At 46.4% G+C, this 15,665-nt stretch carries 18 protein-coding genes and 1 pseudogene; 16 read left to right on the forward strand and 3 right to left on the reverse strand.

What is annotated here, in order from left to right; genetic code table 11:
* Nucleotides 1-30 precede the first annotated feature (30 nt).
* The 13 genes from SK32_RS11500 (at nt 31) to SK32_RS11555 (ending at nt 9,723) form a co-directional block, all read left to right on the forward strand.
* A complete protein-coding gene (locus SK32_RS11500; protein ID WP_023303142.1) occupies nt 31-267 on the forward strand; it encodes a helix-turn-helix transcriptional regulator in 237 nt (78 codons plus the stop codon).
* Between the two features lie 357 nt (nt 268-624).
* Complete coding sequence (locus tag SK32_RS11505; protein ID WP_023303141.1) at nt 625-1,269, forward strand: inovirus Gp2 family protein; 645 nt, start codon at nt 625-627, stop codon at nt 1,267-1,269.
* Between the two features lie 192 nt (nt 1,270-1,461).
* The gene (locus SK32_RS24725; RefSeq protein ID WP_237767850.1) at nt 1,462-1,764 is read left to right on the forward strand and encodes a putative zinc ribbon protein; all 303 of its coding nucleotides are present in this window, start codon (nt 1,462-1,464) and stop codon (nt 1,762-1,764) included.
* Between the two features lie 152 nt (nt 1,765-1,916).
* A complete protein-coding gene (locus SK32_RS11510) occupies nt 1,917-2,282 on the forward strand; it encodes a hypothetical protein (RefSeq protein ID WP_029463789.1) in 366 nt (121 codons plus the stop codon).
* Nucleotides 2,283-2,326: 44 nt separating this feature from the next.
* Nucleotides 2,327-3,064 carry a HupE/UreJ family protein gene (locus SK32_RS11515; RefSeq protein WP_023303139.1) on the forward strand — a complete coding sequence of 246 codons (738 nt, stop codon included), beginning with the start codon at nt 2,327-2,329 and terminating at the stop codon, nt 3,062-3,064.
* Nucleotides 3,065-3,077: 13 nt separating this feature from the next.
* Nucleotides 3,078-3,767 carry a hypothetical protein gene (locus SK32_RS11520; RefSeq protein WP_023303138.1) on the forward strand — a complete coding sequence of 230 codons (690 nt, stop codon included), beginning with the start codon at nt 3,078-3,080 and terminating at the stop codon, nt 3,765-3,767.
* A gap of 140 nt (nt 3,768-3,907) precedes the next feature.
* Complete coding sequence (locus SK32_RS11525) at nt 3,908-4,279, forward strand: hypothetical protein (RefSeq protein WP_023303137.1); 372 nt, start codon at nt 3,908-3,910, stop codon at nt 4,277-4,279.
* 63 nt (nt 4,280-4,342) lie between these two features.
* On the forward strand, nt 4,343-5,263 hold the full coding sequence (locus SK32_RS11530) for a class I SAM-dependent methyltransferase (protein WP_023303136.1): 921 nt from the start codon (nt 4,343-4,345) through the stop codon (nt 5,261-5,263).
* A gap of 53 nt (nt 5,264-5,316) precedes the next feature.
* On the forward strand, nt 5,317-6,075 hold the full coding sequence (locus SK32_RS11535) for a hypothetical protein (RefSeq protein WP_023303135.1): 759 nt from the start codon (nt 5,317-5,319) through the stop codon (nt 6,073-6,075).
* A 235-nt stretch (nt 6,076-6,310) separates the two neighbouring features.
* Nucleotides 6,311-7,597 carry an MFS transporter gene (nirA, locus tag SK32_RS11540; RefSeq protein ID WP_023303134.1) on the forward strand — a complete coding sequence of 429 codons (1,287 nt, stop codon included), beginning with the start codon at nt 6,311-6,313 and terminating at the stop codon, nt 7,595-7,597.
* Nucleotides 7,598-7,701: 104 nt separating this feature from the next.
* Nucleotides 7,702-7,971: a metal-sensing transcriptional repressor gene (locus tag SK32_RS11545; protein WP_023303133.1), complete on the forward strand. Its 270-nt coding sequence runs from the start codon at nt 7,702-7,704 to the stop codon at nt 7,969-7,971.
* Nucleotides 7,972-7,983: 12 nt separating this feature from the next.
* On the forward strand, nt 7,984-9,120 hold the full coding sequence (locus SK32_RS11550; protein ID WP_023303132.1) for a nickel/cobalt efflux protein RcnA: 1,137 nt from the start codon (nt 7,984-7,986) through the stop codon (nt 9,118-9,120).
* Nucleotides 9,121-9,282: 162 nt separating this feature from the next.
* Nucleotides 9,283-9,723: a YgiW/YdeI family stress tolerance OB fold protein gene (locus SK32_RS11555; RefSeq protein WP_135702047.1), complete on the forward strand. Its 441-nt coding sequence runs from the start codon at nt 9,283-9,285 to the stop codon at nt 9,721-9,723.
* A gap of 140 nt (nt 9,724-9,863) precedes the next feature.
* On the opposite strand, the pseudogene arsR reads toward SK32_RS11555, so the two are convergent.
* Nucleotides 9,864-10,118 (reverse strand): annotated as a pseudogene (gene arsR / locus SK32_RS24730) (As(III)-sensing metalloregulatory transcriptional repressor ArsR); the annotation flags it as partial.
* Between the two features lie 85 nt (nt 10,119-10,203).
* On the opposite strand from arsR, the gene SK32_RS11560 reads away from it, so the two are divergent.
* Genes SK32_RS11560 through SK32_RS11570 form a run of 3 tightly spaced genes read left to right on the forward strand, consistent with a single transcriptional unit; the run spans nt 10,204 to nt 13,111 of the window.
* Complete coding sequence (locus SK32_RS11560) at nt 10,204-11,151, forward strand: ABC-three component system protein (protein WP_032649950.1); 948 nt, start codon at nt 10,204-10,206, stop codon at nt 11,149-11,151.
* Nucleotides 11,135-11,407: an ABC-three component system middle component 6 gene (locus SK32_RS26725; RefSeq protein ID WP_350029641.1), complete on the forward strand. Its 273-nt coding sequence runs from the start codon at nt 11,135-11,137 to the stop codon at nt 11,405-11,407. Before SK32_RS11560 ends, SK32_RS26725 begins: the two co-directional genes overlap by 17 nt.
* Nucleotides 11,408-13,111 (forward strand): DUF2326 domain-containing protein, encoded by a 1,704-nt coding sequence (locus tag SK32_RS11570; RefSeq protein WP_023303128.1) that lies wholly within the window; start codon nt 11,408-11,410, stop codon nt 13,109-13,111.
* 75 nt (nt 13,112-13,186) lie between these two features.
* On the opposite strand, the gene SK32_RS11575 is transcribed toward SK32_RS11570, so the two are convergent.
* The gene (locus SK32_RS11575; RefSeq protein ID WP_023303127.1) at nt 13,187-14,122 is read right to left on the reverse strand and encodes a hypothetical protein; all 936 of its coding nucleotides are present in this window, start codon (nt 14,120-14,122) and stop codon (nt 13,187-13,189) included.
* A gap of 225 nt (nt 14,123-14,347) precedes the next feature.
* A complete protein-coding gene (locus tag SK32_RS11580; RefSeq protein ID WP_023303126.1) occupies nt 14,348-15,553 on the reverse strand; it encodes a tyrosine-type recombinase/integrase in 1,206 nt (401 codons plus the stop codon).
* Nucleotides 15,554-15,665: the final 112 nt, after the last annotated feature.

Genomic DNA, 15,665 nt, shown 5'->3' on the forward strand with positions numbered 1-15,665 from the left:
TGTCCTCCTGATAAATTACGGAAACATGTCATGAGCACTATTAATATTCACGAAGATAAATTCGTTAGCATGCAGTTCATTACTGAACTGACAGGGTTATCTGATAAATGGTTTTATAAGCTGGTGCATGAAGGTAAGTTTCCAAAGCCGGTGAAGTTTGGTCGCAGCTCCCGCTGGATTGAAAGTGAAGTAAAAGAGTGGATCGAGGAGAGGATTAAATTATCGCGTTCTGGTTCTATTGTAATCTTTAATGAGGAAAACAAGTAAGCCCTTTCCTTATGAAAAACCAGCTAACTTCGGAGTGAATTCTAAATATAGAATGTGAATATCTCCTGGAATTCAGCGGTCGTTTAATACACCAGTTGTGTTGGTATGGTAATATATACTCATCAGTACATACCTGCTATACATGCGTAATATAAACATCAACACCAAGTATCACACTAAAATAAGCAACAATAATTACCACATAAACTTCATTAATATCACATCAGTGATATATGTCCGATACGTTTATCAGTTAAACATGGCATCTACACTCTAACAATCTGAAGTGATATCACTCCCATCCTTTAAAACATTATGGCATCAGCAATGATGCTCTTCATTCTGAGAAAAGAAACAATGAATAATATCTATACACTCAATATGAACCATGCACCATTCAACACTCATTACTTACATCGATTGTCGAATGTCATTCATAACGCTGTGCGTGAACATCCAAGAACAACAGCCATTCGTGTTGACCTTCATGTACCCAATTATAAAGATACCGGTGATAGCATTTCTTGCATCATCGATATGAATAAAGGACTCATGTCCCGTTTTATTGAAGCACTTGATGCCCGTATACAGATATTCCTGAAGAACAAAAGTAAAAATGGCATGAGAGTCTATCCGTGCCATTTACGCTACGCCTGGGTTAAAGAAATTGATAAAGATAAAAGTGATAAACCACACTGGCATGTGGTGTTATTCCTCAATAAGGATGCCTTTCTCGGTCTCGGTGATTATACGGGGAATGATTATAACGTGGCCTCTATGATTCAGGCTGCATGGTTGAGCGCTTTAAAGCTACCTTTAGCTACTGAATATTTAACGCTGATTCACTTCCCTGATAATCCCTGTTATCACCTGAATATCAATAATCCTCCAGCCTACTCTGAGTCATATAACGGTTTAATGTACCGCCTTAGCTATCTGGCAAAGGAACGTACGAAAGTATACAGCAATGAGGAACGGTCATTTGGCTGTAGCCAGTCTTGATCGAACAGGGGCTGGTCAGGGTGTTACCGCCAGCCACATCTCTCAACCAAACACAAAGCCAGCTAACCATGCTGGCTTTTTTATTTTTCTCCGGAGTTCATGATGAATTACTTCGTTTTAGCCACTCATGCCGTCACCGCAAAGGGCGAATGGGTTACACCAGAATCTGTTCAACAGGTTGATTTTGATTCAATGTATTGTATTTACTGCAAACTGCAGATCGGCGTTCAAGTTGATCCACTGACATCTACAAAAACGTTTGTGCACCTACCGGGACATATCAACAATGTTGCTCGGCTCAAAACATGTCGATTTAACAAGCTACAAACAGCACCAGAGCAAACCTCGCTAAAAATCATCCCAACTTCGGAAAAGCCCATTCGACCTACCAACACGAAGATAAGGCAATGGCGATGCTGCTGGTGCCATGTTTGTTGGCATGGAGAGAAGATATGTCCTCAATGTGCTGACTGGATCTATGCAACTGATGTGTAAGAGCTGTATCGATTGCTTGACGCCAAAAAGCGGAAGTTATGCCAAGTAATTATTAAAACAACATCCGGCTCCAAAAGACCTATTGAAATGCGGTCAGCAAAACAGATACATTACGCACGTTGTTACCTTGTATCACCAGGATGTCGTTGACTGTGTTTTTTAGCCGTGAAGTCATTTCCAGAATCGTGCTTATCATCATGGCTGTTGCCGTGCTGAGCAGTTCGCTTATGGCAAAACCACAGGCTATGTATAACGTTCAGGATACAACGTCTGTCAGTGAGCATCAGCACGACAGCGATGAGCCGCTGAATGAACACGATCCGCTACTGTTCCACTCGCACGGTAATGTGCATCACCTCAATGCCGATCATTCCCACGATCTGAACAAGCTCTTCACTCTGACTGCCTTGCAGGCCTGGAACGCAGGTATGCGCGCGACGTTTGCACTGAGTTCAGAACAAATTCTGCGAATGCCACAGGCCACCCCCGAACGCCCTCCGAGATCCCTGTCTGCGTAATAACTGCTGTTAATTCGTTATTATTCAAACTGTAAGGATTTTGTATGAACACCTGCCTTAATTTACAAGGCCGGTTGAGCGGTGGCCTGTTTTCGACTCAGGCGCGTTCGGCTTGTCTGTTTTTCTTATTGTTATTGCTTTTCTACAGCCAGGGTGCGGCCGCACATGGCGTAGCCGAAGGCGACAAAGGGTACATTCAGGAAATCACCGGGATTAACATCATCCCGTTTATCTACCTTGGCGCGAAGCACATGGTCACCGGCTACGATCATCTGCTATTTCTGTTCGGCGTGATTTTCTTTCTCTACAAAATGCGTGATATCGGGCTGTACGTCAGCCTGTTTGCTATCGGGCACTCCACGACGCTGCTTATTGGTACGTTCTTTGATATCAGCGTCAGCGCCTATCTCATTGATGCCATTATCGGACTGTCCGTGGTCTACAAAGCCCTTGATAACCTTGGCGCATTCCAGCGCTGGTTTGGCTTTCAGCCTAATACGAAGATGGCTACGCTTATCTTTGGTTTCTTCCATGGCTTTGGCCTGGCGACCAAAATCAAGGAGTTCGAAATTTCCCCCGATGGCCTTTTCGTCAACCTGATTGCCTTCAATGTCGGGGTCGAGATAGGTCAGCTTCTGGCGCTGAGCGCCATCCTTATCATCATGAGTTACTGGCGGCAGACGGCGAGCTTTTTCCGCCATGCCTACACCGCCAACGTAGTGATGATGAGCGCCGGTTTCCTGTTAATGAGTTACCAGATTTGTGGCTACATTTTAGCCTGAGGGAGAAAAGAGAATGTATAACACCGATTTACCGACCCGCGCAGAGCTGCCGTCTGCGATGAAGCTGATGCAGTCCACTATTCTGGCGGCTATCGTCGCTTTGACGCTGCTGATAACCATCGTGATGCCTTCAGAATACGGTATCGATCCAACGGGCGTTGGCCGTCTGCTGGGCCTTAAACAGATGGGCGAAATCAAAACGCAGCTGGCGGAGGAAGCCGCCACGGACAAACAGGCGAGTACGAGCCAGTGGGGACAGTCAACCACTCCGGTGAATGAACGTCCGGTGCCGGATAACCCGCCGACAATCACGCAAAACAACTATCCGGAGCTGAGCGTTCCGGCGACAACTCGTGCGCCAGAAGCCCCAACTGCCGGTTCTCAGCGCAATCAGCTGTTAATTACTCTGAAACCGAATGAGGCGGCTGAAGTTAAGATGGAAATGCGTAAGGATGCCCGGGTGACTTACCAGTGGACAAGCTCTGGACCTGTCAACGTGGATGCACACGGCGATCCGGTTAACGCACCGAAAGGGTTTTACCACGGCTATGGTAAGGACCGGCAGATAACCTCAAGGGATGGTGTGTTGCAGGCCGCCTTTGACGGTAAGCACGGCTGGTTCTGGCGAAATCGTGGTTCACAAACGATTACTATCCAGCTTGATACCAATGGCGAATACCAGAGCATTAAGCGCGTAATCTGATTAATCAGGCCCGCATTATGCGGGCCTTTTTACACACTTCGGCAATACAAGACTTTACACTCCAGCCTCTTACATCCCCCCCAGGGGGATGCTAATATTTTTAAACCGTTGTCACTGTCCATTGAGAGAAGCACTCAGCGATGTACCTGATGTTTAAACGTTCACCCCGTTATATTCTGATGATTGTCATCATGGCCGTTGGCATGATGATGTCGTCGATGGGCACGTTTGCGTCACACGGTACCAACGGCCTGACAGGTTACGAGATGAATCTGCATGATGCAGAAGTCACCATGACAGTGCAGGATCACTCCCACGACTCGGATATCCCTCAGTCTGGTCACGCAGGCCATCATCAGACAGACCATTTCCATGAAACCCCTCAGCAGCCGCCCTCTGTGGAGATCACCCTCTCTCCTATAGCAGACAGATGGTTGCCGCTCGCCGATCTTCGCAGCCCGGTTAAGGCTACGGACATAATTTACCGCCCTCCAAGCACCCGCAAGATCTGATCGCTGTTGCCGGTAGCAGTTTGCTGCCTGGCGTTTACCAACTTCAGATTTAGCGGAGAAGCTATGTACACAGACTCCATACAGGCGCGTCGTGAGATTGCGCGTAATTTTACTGAACTTAATTATCGCATTAACCCTCTGCACTGGCAGACACTGTGCATGGGCGTGAATCGCGATCTCCAGGCCAAAAAACTGCGTCCGAACGTCCCTGTTCCTTCGCGGCGTAAGGTCATTCCGTTCCTGAAAATGATGCACAAAGAAACGGGTTCGATGCTGAAAGCTATTCTTGCTTTTGGTTTCGATGGTCCCTGGACCTCCAGCGGTGGTTCTTTTCGTCTGGCGCGAGAAATTGGGTTCGACATTGCCCACCATGCGAAAAATATTCACCACAAAAACGGTACCGTCACCTTCCTTGAAATTGGTGCTGCCTGGGCAGGTTTTCGTGCTGAAGAAGCGACCAGCCATCAGGCGACGATTTCCGGGCTTGCCCAGAGTTTCAGGGAGCAGCTTGGGGAGAGTGCATTCCTGCATTTCACCAATCTCACGCCATGGCACGAATCGCTGCCAAAGGGGGTGACTGAGCATCCCTACGTGACGGCAGCCGGTCTCTGCGCACTGGAAAATCGCGGCGTTCAGGCCGGTGGGGTCGATATTATTTATTCCCAGGCCGCAGCCTATTTCGAGCAGGACTACACAACGTTCCTTCGCAGCGCAGCCCGTCTGCTGAAAGGGGATGGCGTCTTAATCTTCAACCATGATCCTGTTCTGGCGAGCGCGATGGATGAAGTCGCGTGGGAGCACGGACTGCGGCTGGTCAGACGTAAGCAAATGGGCGGAATGAATGGCGCGATTGCCCGTTATCACCGGCTTCGTTCATCCCCAGTGAGTCAAATGGTTTTCCCCGGCGTAAACCGGGAACAGGACGATGAAGTGGTCTGTGAATCACTGGTTATGTCGGCACTTCGTCGCAGCGTGGAGGTGTAACGCCCGATATGTTGACGCGCAGACATTTTCTCACCACCACAGGAGCGTTGCTGATGACAACATTACTGCCGGGGGAAACCCTGGCAGCCTCTCTGGCCGAAAAAGTCAGTGATACATGGCAAAGAATTATTGCTCGCCGCACTGCTAAGGAGACGATAACGCCGGGCTGGATTTTGCAGTCGCTCGGGCTTCAGCCGGGCTCAACGGAACTGCGGAGAGCCATTTTTGAACTGGTCAGGCGCGTGCCCTATCAGCTTGGGTCATGGAATAACCAAAGCATGAGCCTGTTTGAGCAGGGTTTTGGCGACTGTCGTCATAAAGCCGCCGCGGCCGAACGATTGCTGGTTGCCGGTGGGATTACGGCGAAGAGAAAACTGGTGCAGTTTGACTGGGCTGATTTACCCGTTCCTCCGGAAATACTGGCTATTTTGCCGCAAACCCAGGGATTTCATGACACAGTAACTTTTGAGTTAAACGGGAAAACCTGCCTGTTTGATGCCACCTGGGATATCGCCCTGCGCGGCGCGGGCTTCCCGGTGATGCCTTCCTGGGATGGCAACTCTGATACCTGGTCGGTGACCTCCCGGATGTCGACGCAGCAAACCGTACAGATGCCACAGCCCGGTCAGGATATTTACAGCGCTAACCAGATGAGCTGGCCTCAGCGCGAGAAAACCATGGCCTTCAATCAGGCGCTGAATAGCTGGCTGGACGACGTTCGGGCTAACCGTGATGACTGGTGCACCATCGTCCATAGCGATGTTGAAGCCACGCGGCTGAGTCTGAAAACCTGCCTGGGACTTCTGAGTTAACACCTTTCTCGTCAGAAGGGGCTTCGCAAGGAAGCGGTGATAACACCTTCGACACTCTTTATGCTGCTTCAGGTATAACGCTGGGATACCTGAAGCTTTTTTTATTCTAAATATCAGATGATTGGTCAACTTCCTATCCTCCCCACCAGGATAATGCTTGTCATTTTTTTCAGGTCGCTCTATGCTTTCAATATCCCCCCCAGGGGGATATAAATTTAAGCCAAGAGAATTCCTGATGCTCAATATTCTATCTAATCGTACCTATCGCCACCTGTTTATGGCACAGGTTATCGCCCTTATCGGCACCGGTCTGGCGACCGTCGCGCTGGGTCTGTTAGCTTATGATCTCGCCGGAGACAGGGCCGGTGCTGTGCTGGGTACCGCGCTGGCGATCAAGATGAGCGCCTATATTCTGGTTGCGCCGGTGGCGGCAGCCTTTGCCGACAAATTCCCGCGTCGCACTATGCTGGTGACGTTGGATCTGGTTCGCGCTCTGGTGGCTATTGCGCTGCCGTTCGTCACCCAGATCTGGGAAATCTATATTCTGATCTTCGTACTTCAGTCTGCCTCGGCGGCGTTCACGCCAACCTTCCAGGCAACTATCCCGGATATTCTTCCTGACGAACGCGAATATACGCGGGCGCTGTCTTTGTCGCGTCTGGCCTACGATCTGGAAAGCGTTATCAGCCCAATGCTGGCGGCGGCGCTGCTGACGGTCATGAGCTTCCACAATCTGTTTGCCGGGACGGCGGTCGGGTTCCTCGCCTCTGCGGCTTTGGTTGTTTCCGTCACATTACCAAAGATGAAAGCGTTAACGGTTAAACGCAGCATCTATGACAAAACGACGCGAGGCATGCGTATCTTCCTGAAAACACCAAGACTGCGTGGCCTGCTGGCACTCAACATGGCCGTAGCAGCGGCGAGCGCGATGGTTATCGTCAACACCGTTGTTCTGGTTCAGGCTGATTTTGGTTTCTCACAGCGATCTACCGCCATTGCTCTGGCCTTCTTCGGTGTGGGTTCCATGGTGTCGGCGCTGGTTCTCCCAAAACTCCTCGACAAAATGAGCGACCGCATGCCGATGCTTGTGGGGACCGCGCTTTTAGTGATTGGACTTGGGCTGGGTATTTTCCTGAAGGATTACGTCACGCTGGTTGTGCTGTGGGCGCTGCTGGGTGTGGGCTATTCGCTTTCTCAGACGCCAAGTGGTCGCCTGCTGCGCCGCTCATCAACGGCTGAAGACAGACCTGCGCTGTTTGCTGCCCAGTTTGCACTGTCGCATTCCTGCTGGCTGGTCACTTATCCGCTGGCCGGGTGGGTAGGTGCCACATGGGGAACACAGGCTTCGTTTGTCGCCCTGACTATTGTGGCCGTGCTGTCGCTGCTTGCCGCCGTACTGATCTGGCGTCCTGAGCATGAAGCTTACGCTCAGATTCACCGTCATACCGATTCAGACACAACCCATGAGCATGATTTCGTCATCGACGATGAACATCCGTCATGGCCGAAGAAAGATAAGTAATTAACCCAAAAAGACAAAGAATCAGGAGAGGATAAGCCGATAAAAAGTGTGACCCTGGCGTTGATACACATTATCTTATCCCCTCCACCTGGAGAGGATAAATCATGACCGTTCACGCATCACACCCTGACATTATTAAAAGACTTAAACGTGCCGCAGGGCACCTGAAAAGTACCATCCAGATGCTCGAAGATGAAAGAGCCTGTCTGGATATCGCCCAGCAACTGCACGCAGTGGAAAAGGCGATAACGAATGCGAAGCGTACCTTAATTCATGACCATCTGGATCACTGCCTGGAGGACGCCCTTCATGCCGACCACAGTGAGTCTGATAACACGCTTAGCGAATTTAAAGAGATAACTAAATATCTTTAAGGCAAGCGAAACATGACTGATTTTTCTGCTCTTTTACAGCAAGGCGTGGCGAATGCCTGGCTGTTCATCCCCAGTGCGATCCTGCTGGGTGCGCTTCACGGACTGGAGCCGGGACACTCCAAAACGATGATGGCCGCGTTTATTGTGGCTATCAGGGGAACGGTGAAACAAGCCGTATTACTGGGGCTTGCCGCGACCATTTCTCATACGTCTGTGGTCTGGCTCATTGCTATGGGCGGGATGTACATCAGTCAGAAATTCACCGCCGAGTCCGCTGAACCCTGGTTCCAGCTGATTTCAGCCATCATCATTCTTGTCACGGCGGCATGGATGTTCTGGCGCACCTGGCGCGGTGAAAAACTGTGGAAAATGGAGCAGGAAGAGGAACATGGCCACGGCCATCACGAACATGACGAAACCCGCATAATCGATACCGGCCACGGCAGCGTTGAACTCTCTATTTTCGAGGAAGGGCAACCGCCTCACTGGCGTTTACGCACACTCAGCGGCAGGAAATGGGAAGCCAGCAATATCTCTGTGGCCACAAGGCGGGGGACTGGAACGTATTCTCAGGTTTTCGACTTCGTTGAAAAAGACGGGTTTATGGAATCAGTCCTGGCAATCCCTGAGCCACACAGTTTCGATGTGCGCCTGTCTTTAGGCCATCGTGGGCATGTACACGATTATGATGTGGAGTTTCGCGAGCATGAGCACGGTCACGACCATGACCACTCCGCGCTGGAGGGGCTGGATGTTAATTCCCGCGAATACCAGGACGCTCACGAAAAAGCCCATGCTAACGACATCAAAAAACGTTTTGCCAATCGCAGCGTAACCACAGGGCAGATTATCCTGTTTGGGCTAACCGGTGGACTCATTCCTTGCCCGGCGGCCATCACCGTTCTGCTGCTGTGCATCCAGGTGAAGGAATTTACGCTCGGCGCTGCACTGGTACTGTGTTTCAGTATCGGCCTGGCGATTACGCTGGTTTCTGTGGGTGCAGCGGCGGCGTTTAGCGTTCGCCAGGCAACCAAACGCTGGAGCGGTCTGGATACTCTGGCACGCCGAGCCCCATACTTCTCAAGCGTACTGATTGCCCTTGTCGGCATTTACATGGGCTACCATGGCTGGATCGGCGTTACCCGCTGATTTTCTCTTGTAAAAGCCACATGCCTGAACCCACCGACCGGTGGGTTTTTTTATCTCTGAAGCCTGTCACATTTTTATCCCCCCGCAGGGGATAGCAATTGAGCTTTTATAGACGCTCATTTATGATTAAGTTATCCCCCCTGGGAGGATGTGAAATCATAAATGGAACCTGCTATGCAAAAACAATACTTCAGTCATATTCGTCGCCAGTTCGTCAACGTCACCGGCGTATTGCTCGCTTCATCCATCGCCATTCCAGCCCTGGCAGCGCAAGGCGGTTTCTCCGCAGAGAAAGATCCAGTCGCCACTGAGCGCATGTATGCCGGTCATAAGGTTCAGCAGGAAAACAGTCAAAGCCGCATTCAGGCCGTGTCGTCAATGCACGAAGGGGCGTGGATCACGCTGGAAGGCAATGTCATCAGCCAGCAGCAGGAAGAGTGGTACACCTTCCGCGATCCAACCGGAACCATCAAAGTTCGTATTCCGCAGAAAGTCTGGAACGGGCAGCACTTCGATGCGCAGGATCTGGTGCGGGTGAGCGGGCAGATAAGCCGTGAGAATGGCACCACGAGCGTTAATGTTGAAGTGATTAAAAAGCCTTAATGTGAAGAGTCATTAGAACTGTGAGTTCAACGGGTCGATGGAACGCTATCTTTATAGCAGCATATGCCAGTTCAAATACCATTAACGCTTTCATTCTAATACCTCACATTTGAATAAACACATATGTACAGGCAAATTTTTTAAATACAAACAGCCTTACTGCTACCCGAGCAGTTTGCTGATGCCAGCTTACGGGCGATGGCCTGTACGTCGTCCTGTTGGCTTAACCAAGCCTGCTCAATTACCTGAGCAGCCCAAGAAGAAATATGCGGAGATAAGCGGTAGTGAACCCACTTGCCCTGCTTGCGATCCAGCAATAGGCCACTTTCCCGAAGCATCGCCAGATGACGAGAGATCTTAGGCTGCGACTGTTCCAGCGCCGTGCAAAGTGAAATCATCTCCAATTTTGCTAATCATAGGTTTACAACAATGAATGAGAGGATATTATCACTAAGAGTGTTCATCATGGATGAGAGGAAAATGAGTTCGACACAGCAAGATTACCTCTACAGACAGTTCTTTCGGTTAAAAGTACACGAATGTATGGGAGACAGTTTTCAGGCGCTCTTTTCGAAGGTTATGCAATACGCAACTCCTGGCTTTCAAGCTGTTTCCCCTTGGGGAAACTGGGGAGATGGCGGGAATGATGGGTGGATTGCTCATGAAGCTCATTACTTCCAAGTTTATGGGCCTAAACCTTCAAATCAAACCAAAGAGCTAGAAGCTGTTAATAAATCGATTGGCGACTTTGATAAATTAGTCGCCAAATGGGGGAAAGTATCAAAATATACTTTTGTAATGAATGATTATTTTAAGGGTATTCCAGCACCTGTTGGACTTTCATTAAATTCGCTTGCAATCAGTAAAAGTCTTAATCACGCAGGTGCAATGGGCGGGATGGAGCTCCTTCAAAAATTTATGTCATTATCTGAGGGTGAAAAGCAAGATATTGTAGGTTTCATTCCTGAGGTTGATTTGGATTTTACAGATAGTCGAGCTGTTGGCGAAGTGTTGACTTTTTTAGCACAAAAATCTTCTTCACCCATAAATTTTTTAAGTGAAACCGCCCCGGACTTCGAAGATAAAATAAAAATAAATGGTATTACAAAACCAATAAAGAGCAGGCTGGAATCTTTTAGTTATCAACTATATTTGATAAATGAATTTTTAGATTCTGTTGATAGCGGTCTTGAACAAACTATAGCTCAAGAAGTTAAAGAAACTTATGCAAAAAGCAAATTGGCGATAACTGAAGATAACCACAATTATGCAGATTTAAGATACACTTGGATGATAGATAAACTCCTTCCCCCTCAAGTTACCACAAGTGCGGTCGCGAGTTATCGATTTGCAGCAGAGTTAATTTTAGCTAAATATTTTGAGACATGTGATGCTTATGAACATCCAAGCAATGCTTCTGCCACATAAGCATGTTAGGTTTAGTAACTCCCTAATTGCGATTGCAGGATACACCCGTTCGTTAATTGATGGACCGGTATCCATAGAAGAACTATGGACAAAAGTAGAGCGAAAAAATAAATCAACGATAATCACGCCCTCTTTTACACAATTTATGCTTGCCGTAGACATTCTTTTTTGCATCAAACAAATAATGCTAGATAACGAAAACAGAATAATGCCAATATGCAGCATTGATGACAAATTACAAAATAAGGAAAGTTAAATGAAGTTAATTCGCTTAACTTGCGATCAGCCAACCTTTCATCCAGTGCATTTCAATGACACAGGGCTAACGTTGATTATTGGTGATAGCTCTAAAGAAAAAGAAGGCAGTAGTAACGGAGTCGGCAAGACACTTATTCTCGGCCTCGTTCAACATTGCTTAGGCGCTAATGCTGATAAAAAATTAACTTCAGCAGTTCCAGATTGGTGGTTCTCGTTACTTTTTTCTCATAATGGAGTTGAATACTTAATATCTAGAACGGGAAATGGGAAAAAATTATTATTAAATGACAAAACAATATCTCTAAAAGCATTTAAAGATCTATTAGACAAAATAGGGATATTTAATCTTGAGAATAACATTCCGTATTTATCATTTAGATCTTTATTTAAGCGTTTTTCGCGATATACCAGAGATGACTGCATCAGTCCAACTAGGACAAAAAAGGAGCAAGACTTTGAAGCATTGCTTCGCACCGCATTTCTTCTCGGCATAGATCATAATTTAATATTATCCAAAAGAAATAATAAGCAAGAACTGGATAAAGTAAGTCAATCCCTAAAAAATTGGCAAGACGATGATATTCTTAAAGACATGTTTAGAGCAGGCTCTCAACCTAAAGTACGCTATGAATGGCTAGAAAGAGAGATCCCAAGACTGCAAGATGAACTTAATACATTTCAAGTTCACGAGCAATACAGAGCTATTGAGAATGAAACAAACAGTTTAACTATAAAATTACGAGAAGTTGAAAAAAATAAAAATATAGCTGAATTTAAAGTTAGTAATATAGAAAAAACTTTATTATCACACCCTGATATTTCAAGAGAAGATCTTCTTGAACTGTACAATGGCTTACAAGAGATTTTCAAGCCAGAAACATTGGCCCATTTTGAGTCAGTTGAAAATTTTCACAAATCATTATCTTTTAACAGAAAGAAAAGACTTGAAAATGATAAAATAAAACTTTTGTTAGAAATTGAATCTCTTAAAATTGACATTAATGATATTTCGGCATTACGTGATTCATATTTGGAATCCCTGCAAGGCAAGAAAGCATTTGATGAATACGCAGTCATAGCGAGACAACTGGCTGAATTTAAAGAAGAAAAAGAAAGGCTGCATGATTATTTAAATTTCTCTATTAACCTTCAAAAGAAAGCTCAAAATCTAAGAGAAAGAAAAGTTGAACAAGACAGATTAGCGGTGAACTATGCTTCTACAAATCCTCTTTCAGAATATGATAAATTTTTTGCTGAACTCGCAGAAATAATGTACCCGAGGGTACCAGCAGGAATAGTTTTAGATGTTAATACTGGTGACAACAAAATCCGTTATGATCTAAGCATCCAAATCGAGGGTGATGATTCGGATGGGATCAATGATGCTAGGATATTATGCTTTGACTGGTTAGTATTTACATGTGGCGAAAACCATGCCATGGATATGCTATGGCATGATAATCGTCTTTTTGCCGATATAGATCCAGGTGTTCGCGCAAGATGGTTCTCTTTTGTCAATCAGTCATTAAAACGAAGCGGAAAGCAATATATAGCATCTTTAAATACTGAAAACTTTAATGCTATGGAAACAACTTTATCTGAAATCGAAATGTTAGAACTGAAATCAAAAATTGTCCTTACTCTTCGTGGTGATAAAGCAGAGAATAAACTTCTCGGCATTCAATTTGGAAGTAAAAAGTAATCCTCAGGCAGGCACTGCCTGCCGAGTATCAGTTGCTTGCTCGTTATCGGTAGCAGTATTAACCGACCTCGAGACTCAAAATTCACTCTCATCTTTTTTCTGTAATGCCACACCAAGGCTATCAAACAATTTTTCTCCAAGAGCTTGTGCGTGATCCAGCAACATTTCTAAATCTTGTTCGGTGATCACTACCGAATTACCTTCTTTATCTTTTCCGCCACGATGGACTAAATGATTACGCTTTTGTGTAGCTATTTCTATCGCATCTATTGGCCACTCTTTATGTACATTAATATCAAATGTAGCTTTATAACGACCTACAACTTTGTTTGTACTATGCCAACTTGCACTAATCAGATGTTCTTTGATTGCTTTAATCAATTCCGCCCTCATGTTTTCAATAGATTCTCCTTTGAATGGCAAAGCCAATATTTCTTTACTTACCTTAAATTCCGTCTTACCTTTTTCTATGAAATCTTTAAGGTATGAGTCATTTTTATCTATGGAGTTAATAAACAACTCAACATAAAGAGTTTCCAAAGCTGTAATGACGTTAATGTATAAGATGCTAAGCAGATGTTCTTTTTGCTTATCTTTAAATTCGCCTTTAGCCAGCATTTTTATTCCATCAATGCTTTCAACGAACTTAGAAAAGGGTTGTTCGGAAGATGTAACAGCATCGTACAAGTCTTCGTCGTACCAATCATTAATATTATTTGAATTACCTGACCACTCGTAGCACTGTTCTTGTAAATCATTAACTAGTTCTTGGATATAATCAAATTTCACGTACCCTTCAAACATCGCTTGCAACTCTTCACTTGCTTCGTATGGGCCACCATAAATGTAAGCATATCCGCCTTCACGGGATTCATACGGACAAGAGTTTGCGGGATCTTCGAAATTTTCAAAAAACCAATTCCGCATAACTTCAAGTTGATTTGCTTTACTTATATATTGCAGAGATTCGAGCGGGACTTTTTTACCATTAACATTAAAGACAACTTTCACGATACAACGCCTCTTTGAAAAAGTTATAACATTTTGACTCACTCCTCAGTGACTAACATAGCATGATTTTCATCTCTAACCTCCGCAGATCTTCACATCCTACGGTACAACAAAAAATTTGCGTAAAGCATTAACTTCGAAGGCAAAAAATAAACTCACGTTGGTTCAGCCTCTTCGATGAGAAGAGGCTCTACTTGCCCCTTACCACTCTATCAAGCAATCAAGCTAATAGCTGCATAAGCTAGGGGTTAGCTGGAATTTGCCTACTTGACCGATGAAATCTGCATACCACTGCATCATCTCCCTTCGCCCTTCTAGATACAACGCATGGTTATACGTCCCTCGAATCGCGTTCTTATCAACATGCGCAAGCTGGGTTTCGATCCATGCCGTATTGAACCCTTCCTCGTGCAAAATCGTACTCATCGTGTGACGGAAACCATGCCCCGTTACCTTCCCCGTATACCCAATCCGTTTGAATACCTGATTAATACTCGCTTCGCTCATCGACTTGCGGGGATCATTACGCCCTGGGAACACCAGCGGATATTGCCCTGACATAACTTTGAGTTGCTGTACGATTTCCAGCGCTTGGGTAGAGAGAGGCACAAGATGGGGCCGCTTCATTTTCATTCGTTCGGCAGGAATTTCCCACACCGCTTTTTCAAGATCAAACTCACTCCAGAAAGCACCTCGGAGCTCACCGGTGCGTACTCCCGTAAGAATCAGCAGACGTGCTGCAAGAACAACTAACGGGCTTCCTGTATAGCCTGCGAGAGCTTTAAAGAAGTCTGGTAACTCCTCAACAGTAAGGAAGGGATAATGCTTCGATTCATGCCCTGACATCGCGCTGGTTAGATCCGCTGCAGGATTGTATTCCGCACGACCGGTGACGATGGCGTAACGAAAAACTTCGCTGCAGCGCTGGCGAACCTTCTTGGCCTTCTCTGTCGCGCCACGGTTTTCCATTCGACGTAGCACATTCAGCAGAACCAAAGGTTTGATATCATTCACCGGCTGCTGGCCGATATAGGGGAAAATATCTTTATTGAAGGCTTCGATAATGTCAGAAGCATACCCTTCTGACCATCGGCTCACCTTCGTTCCGTGCCATTCAAGCGCCACTGCCTGAAACGTATTATTGAGCTGGACATCGCGAACCAACTTTTCTTCTTTCTTAGCAAACGATGGATCGATACCCTCGGCCAGTTTTTTCTTGGCTTCATCTCGTAGTGCCCTCGCTTGTGCAAGGGACACTGCTGGATAGACACCAAAAGCCATACGCTTCTCTTTTCCATTGAAGCGATACTTCATCCGCCAATATCTGGAACCAGAGGGAACAACCTCAAGATACAAGCCAGCACCATCTGCCAGCTTGTAGGCCTTCTCTCTGGGTTTAGCGGCGTCTACCTGCCGTGCATTTAGCTTCATTGGGGGCATCTCCCTGGACCGAACACAGAATGCCCCCACTTATGCCCCCAACTGTAACTTGATTCCGGTTGAGTCCAGTTGATAACAGGAGATAAGATACGGGCTAGAAACC

It is taken from the genome of Citrobacter sp. MGH100 (genome assembly GCF_001034465.1).
Classification (GTDB): domain Bacteria; phylum Pseudomonadota; class Gammaproteobacteria; order Enterobacterales; family Enterobacteriaceae; genus Citrobacter; species Citrobacter youngae.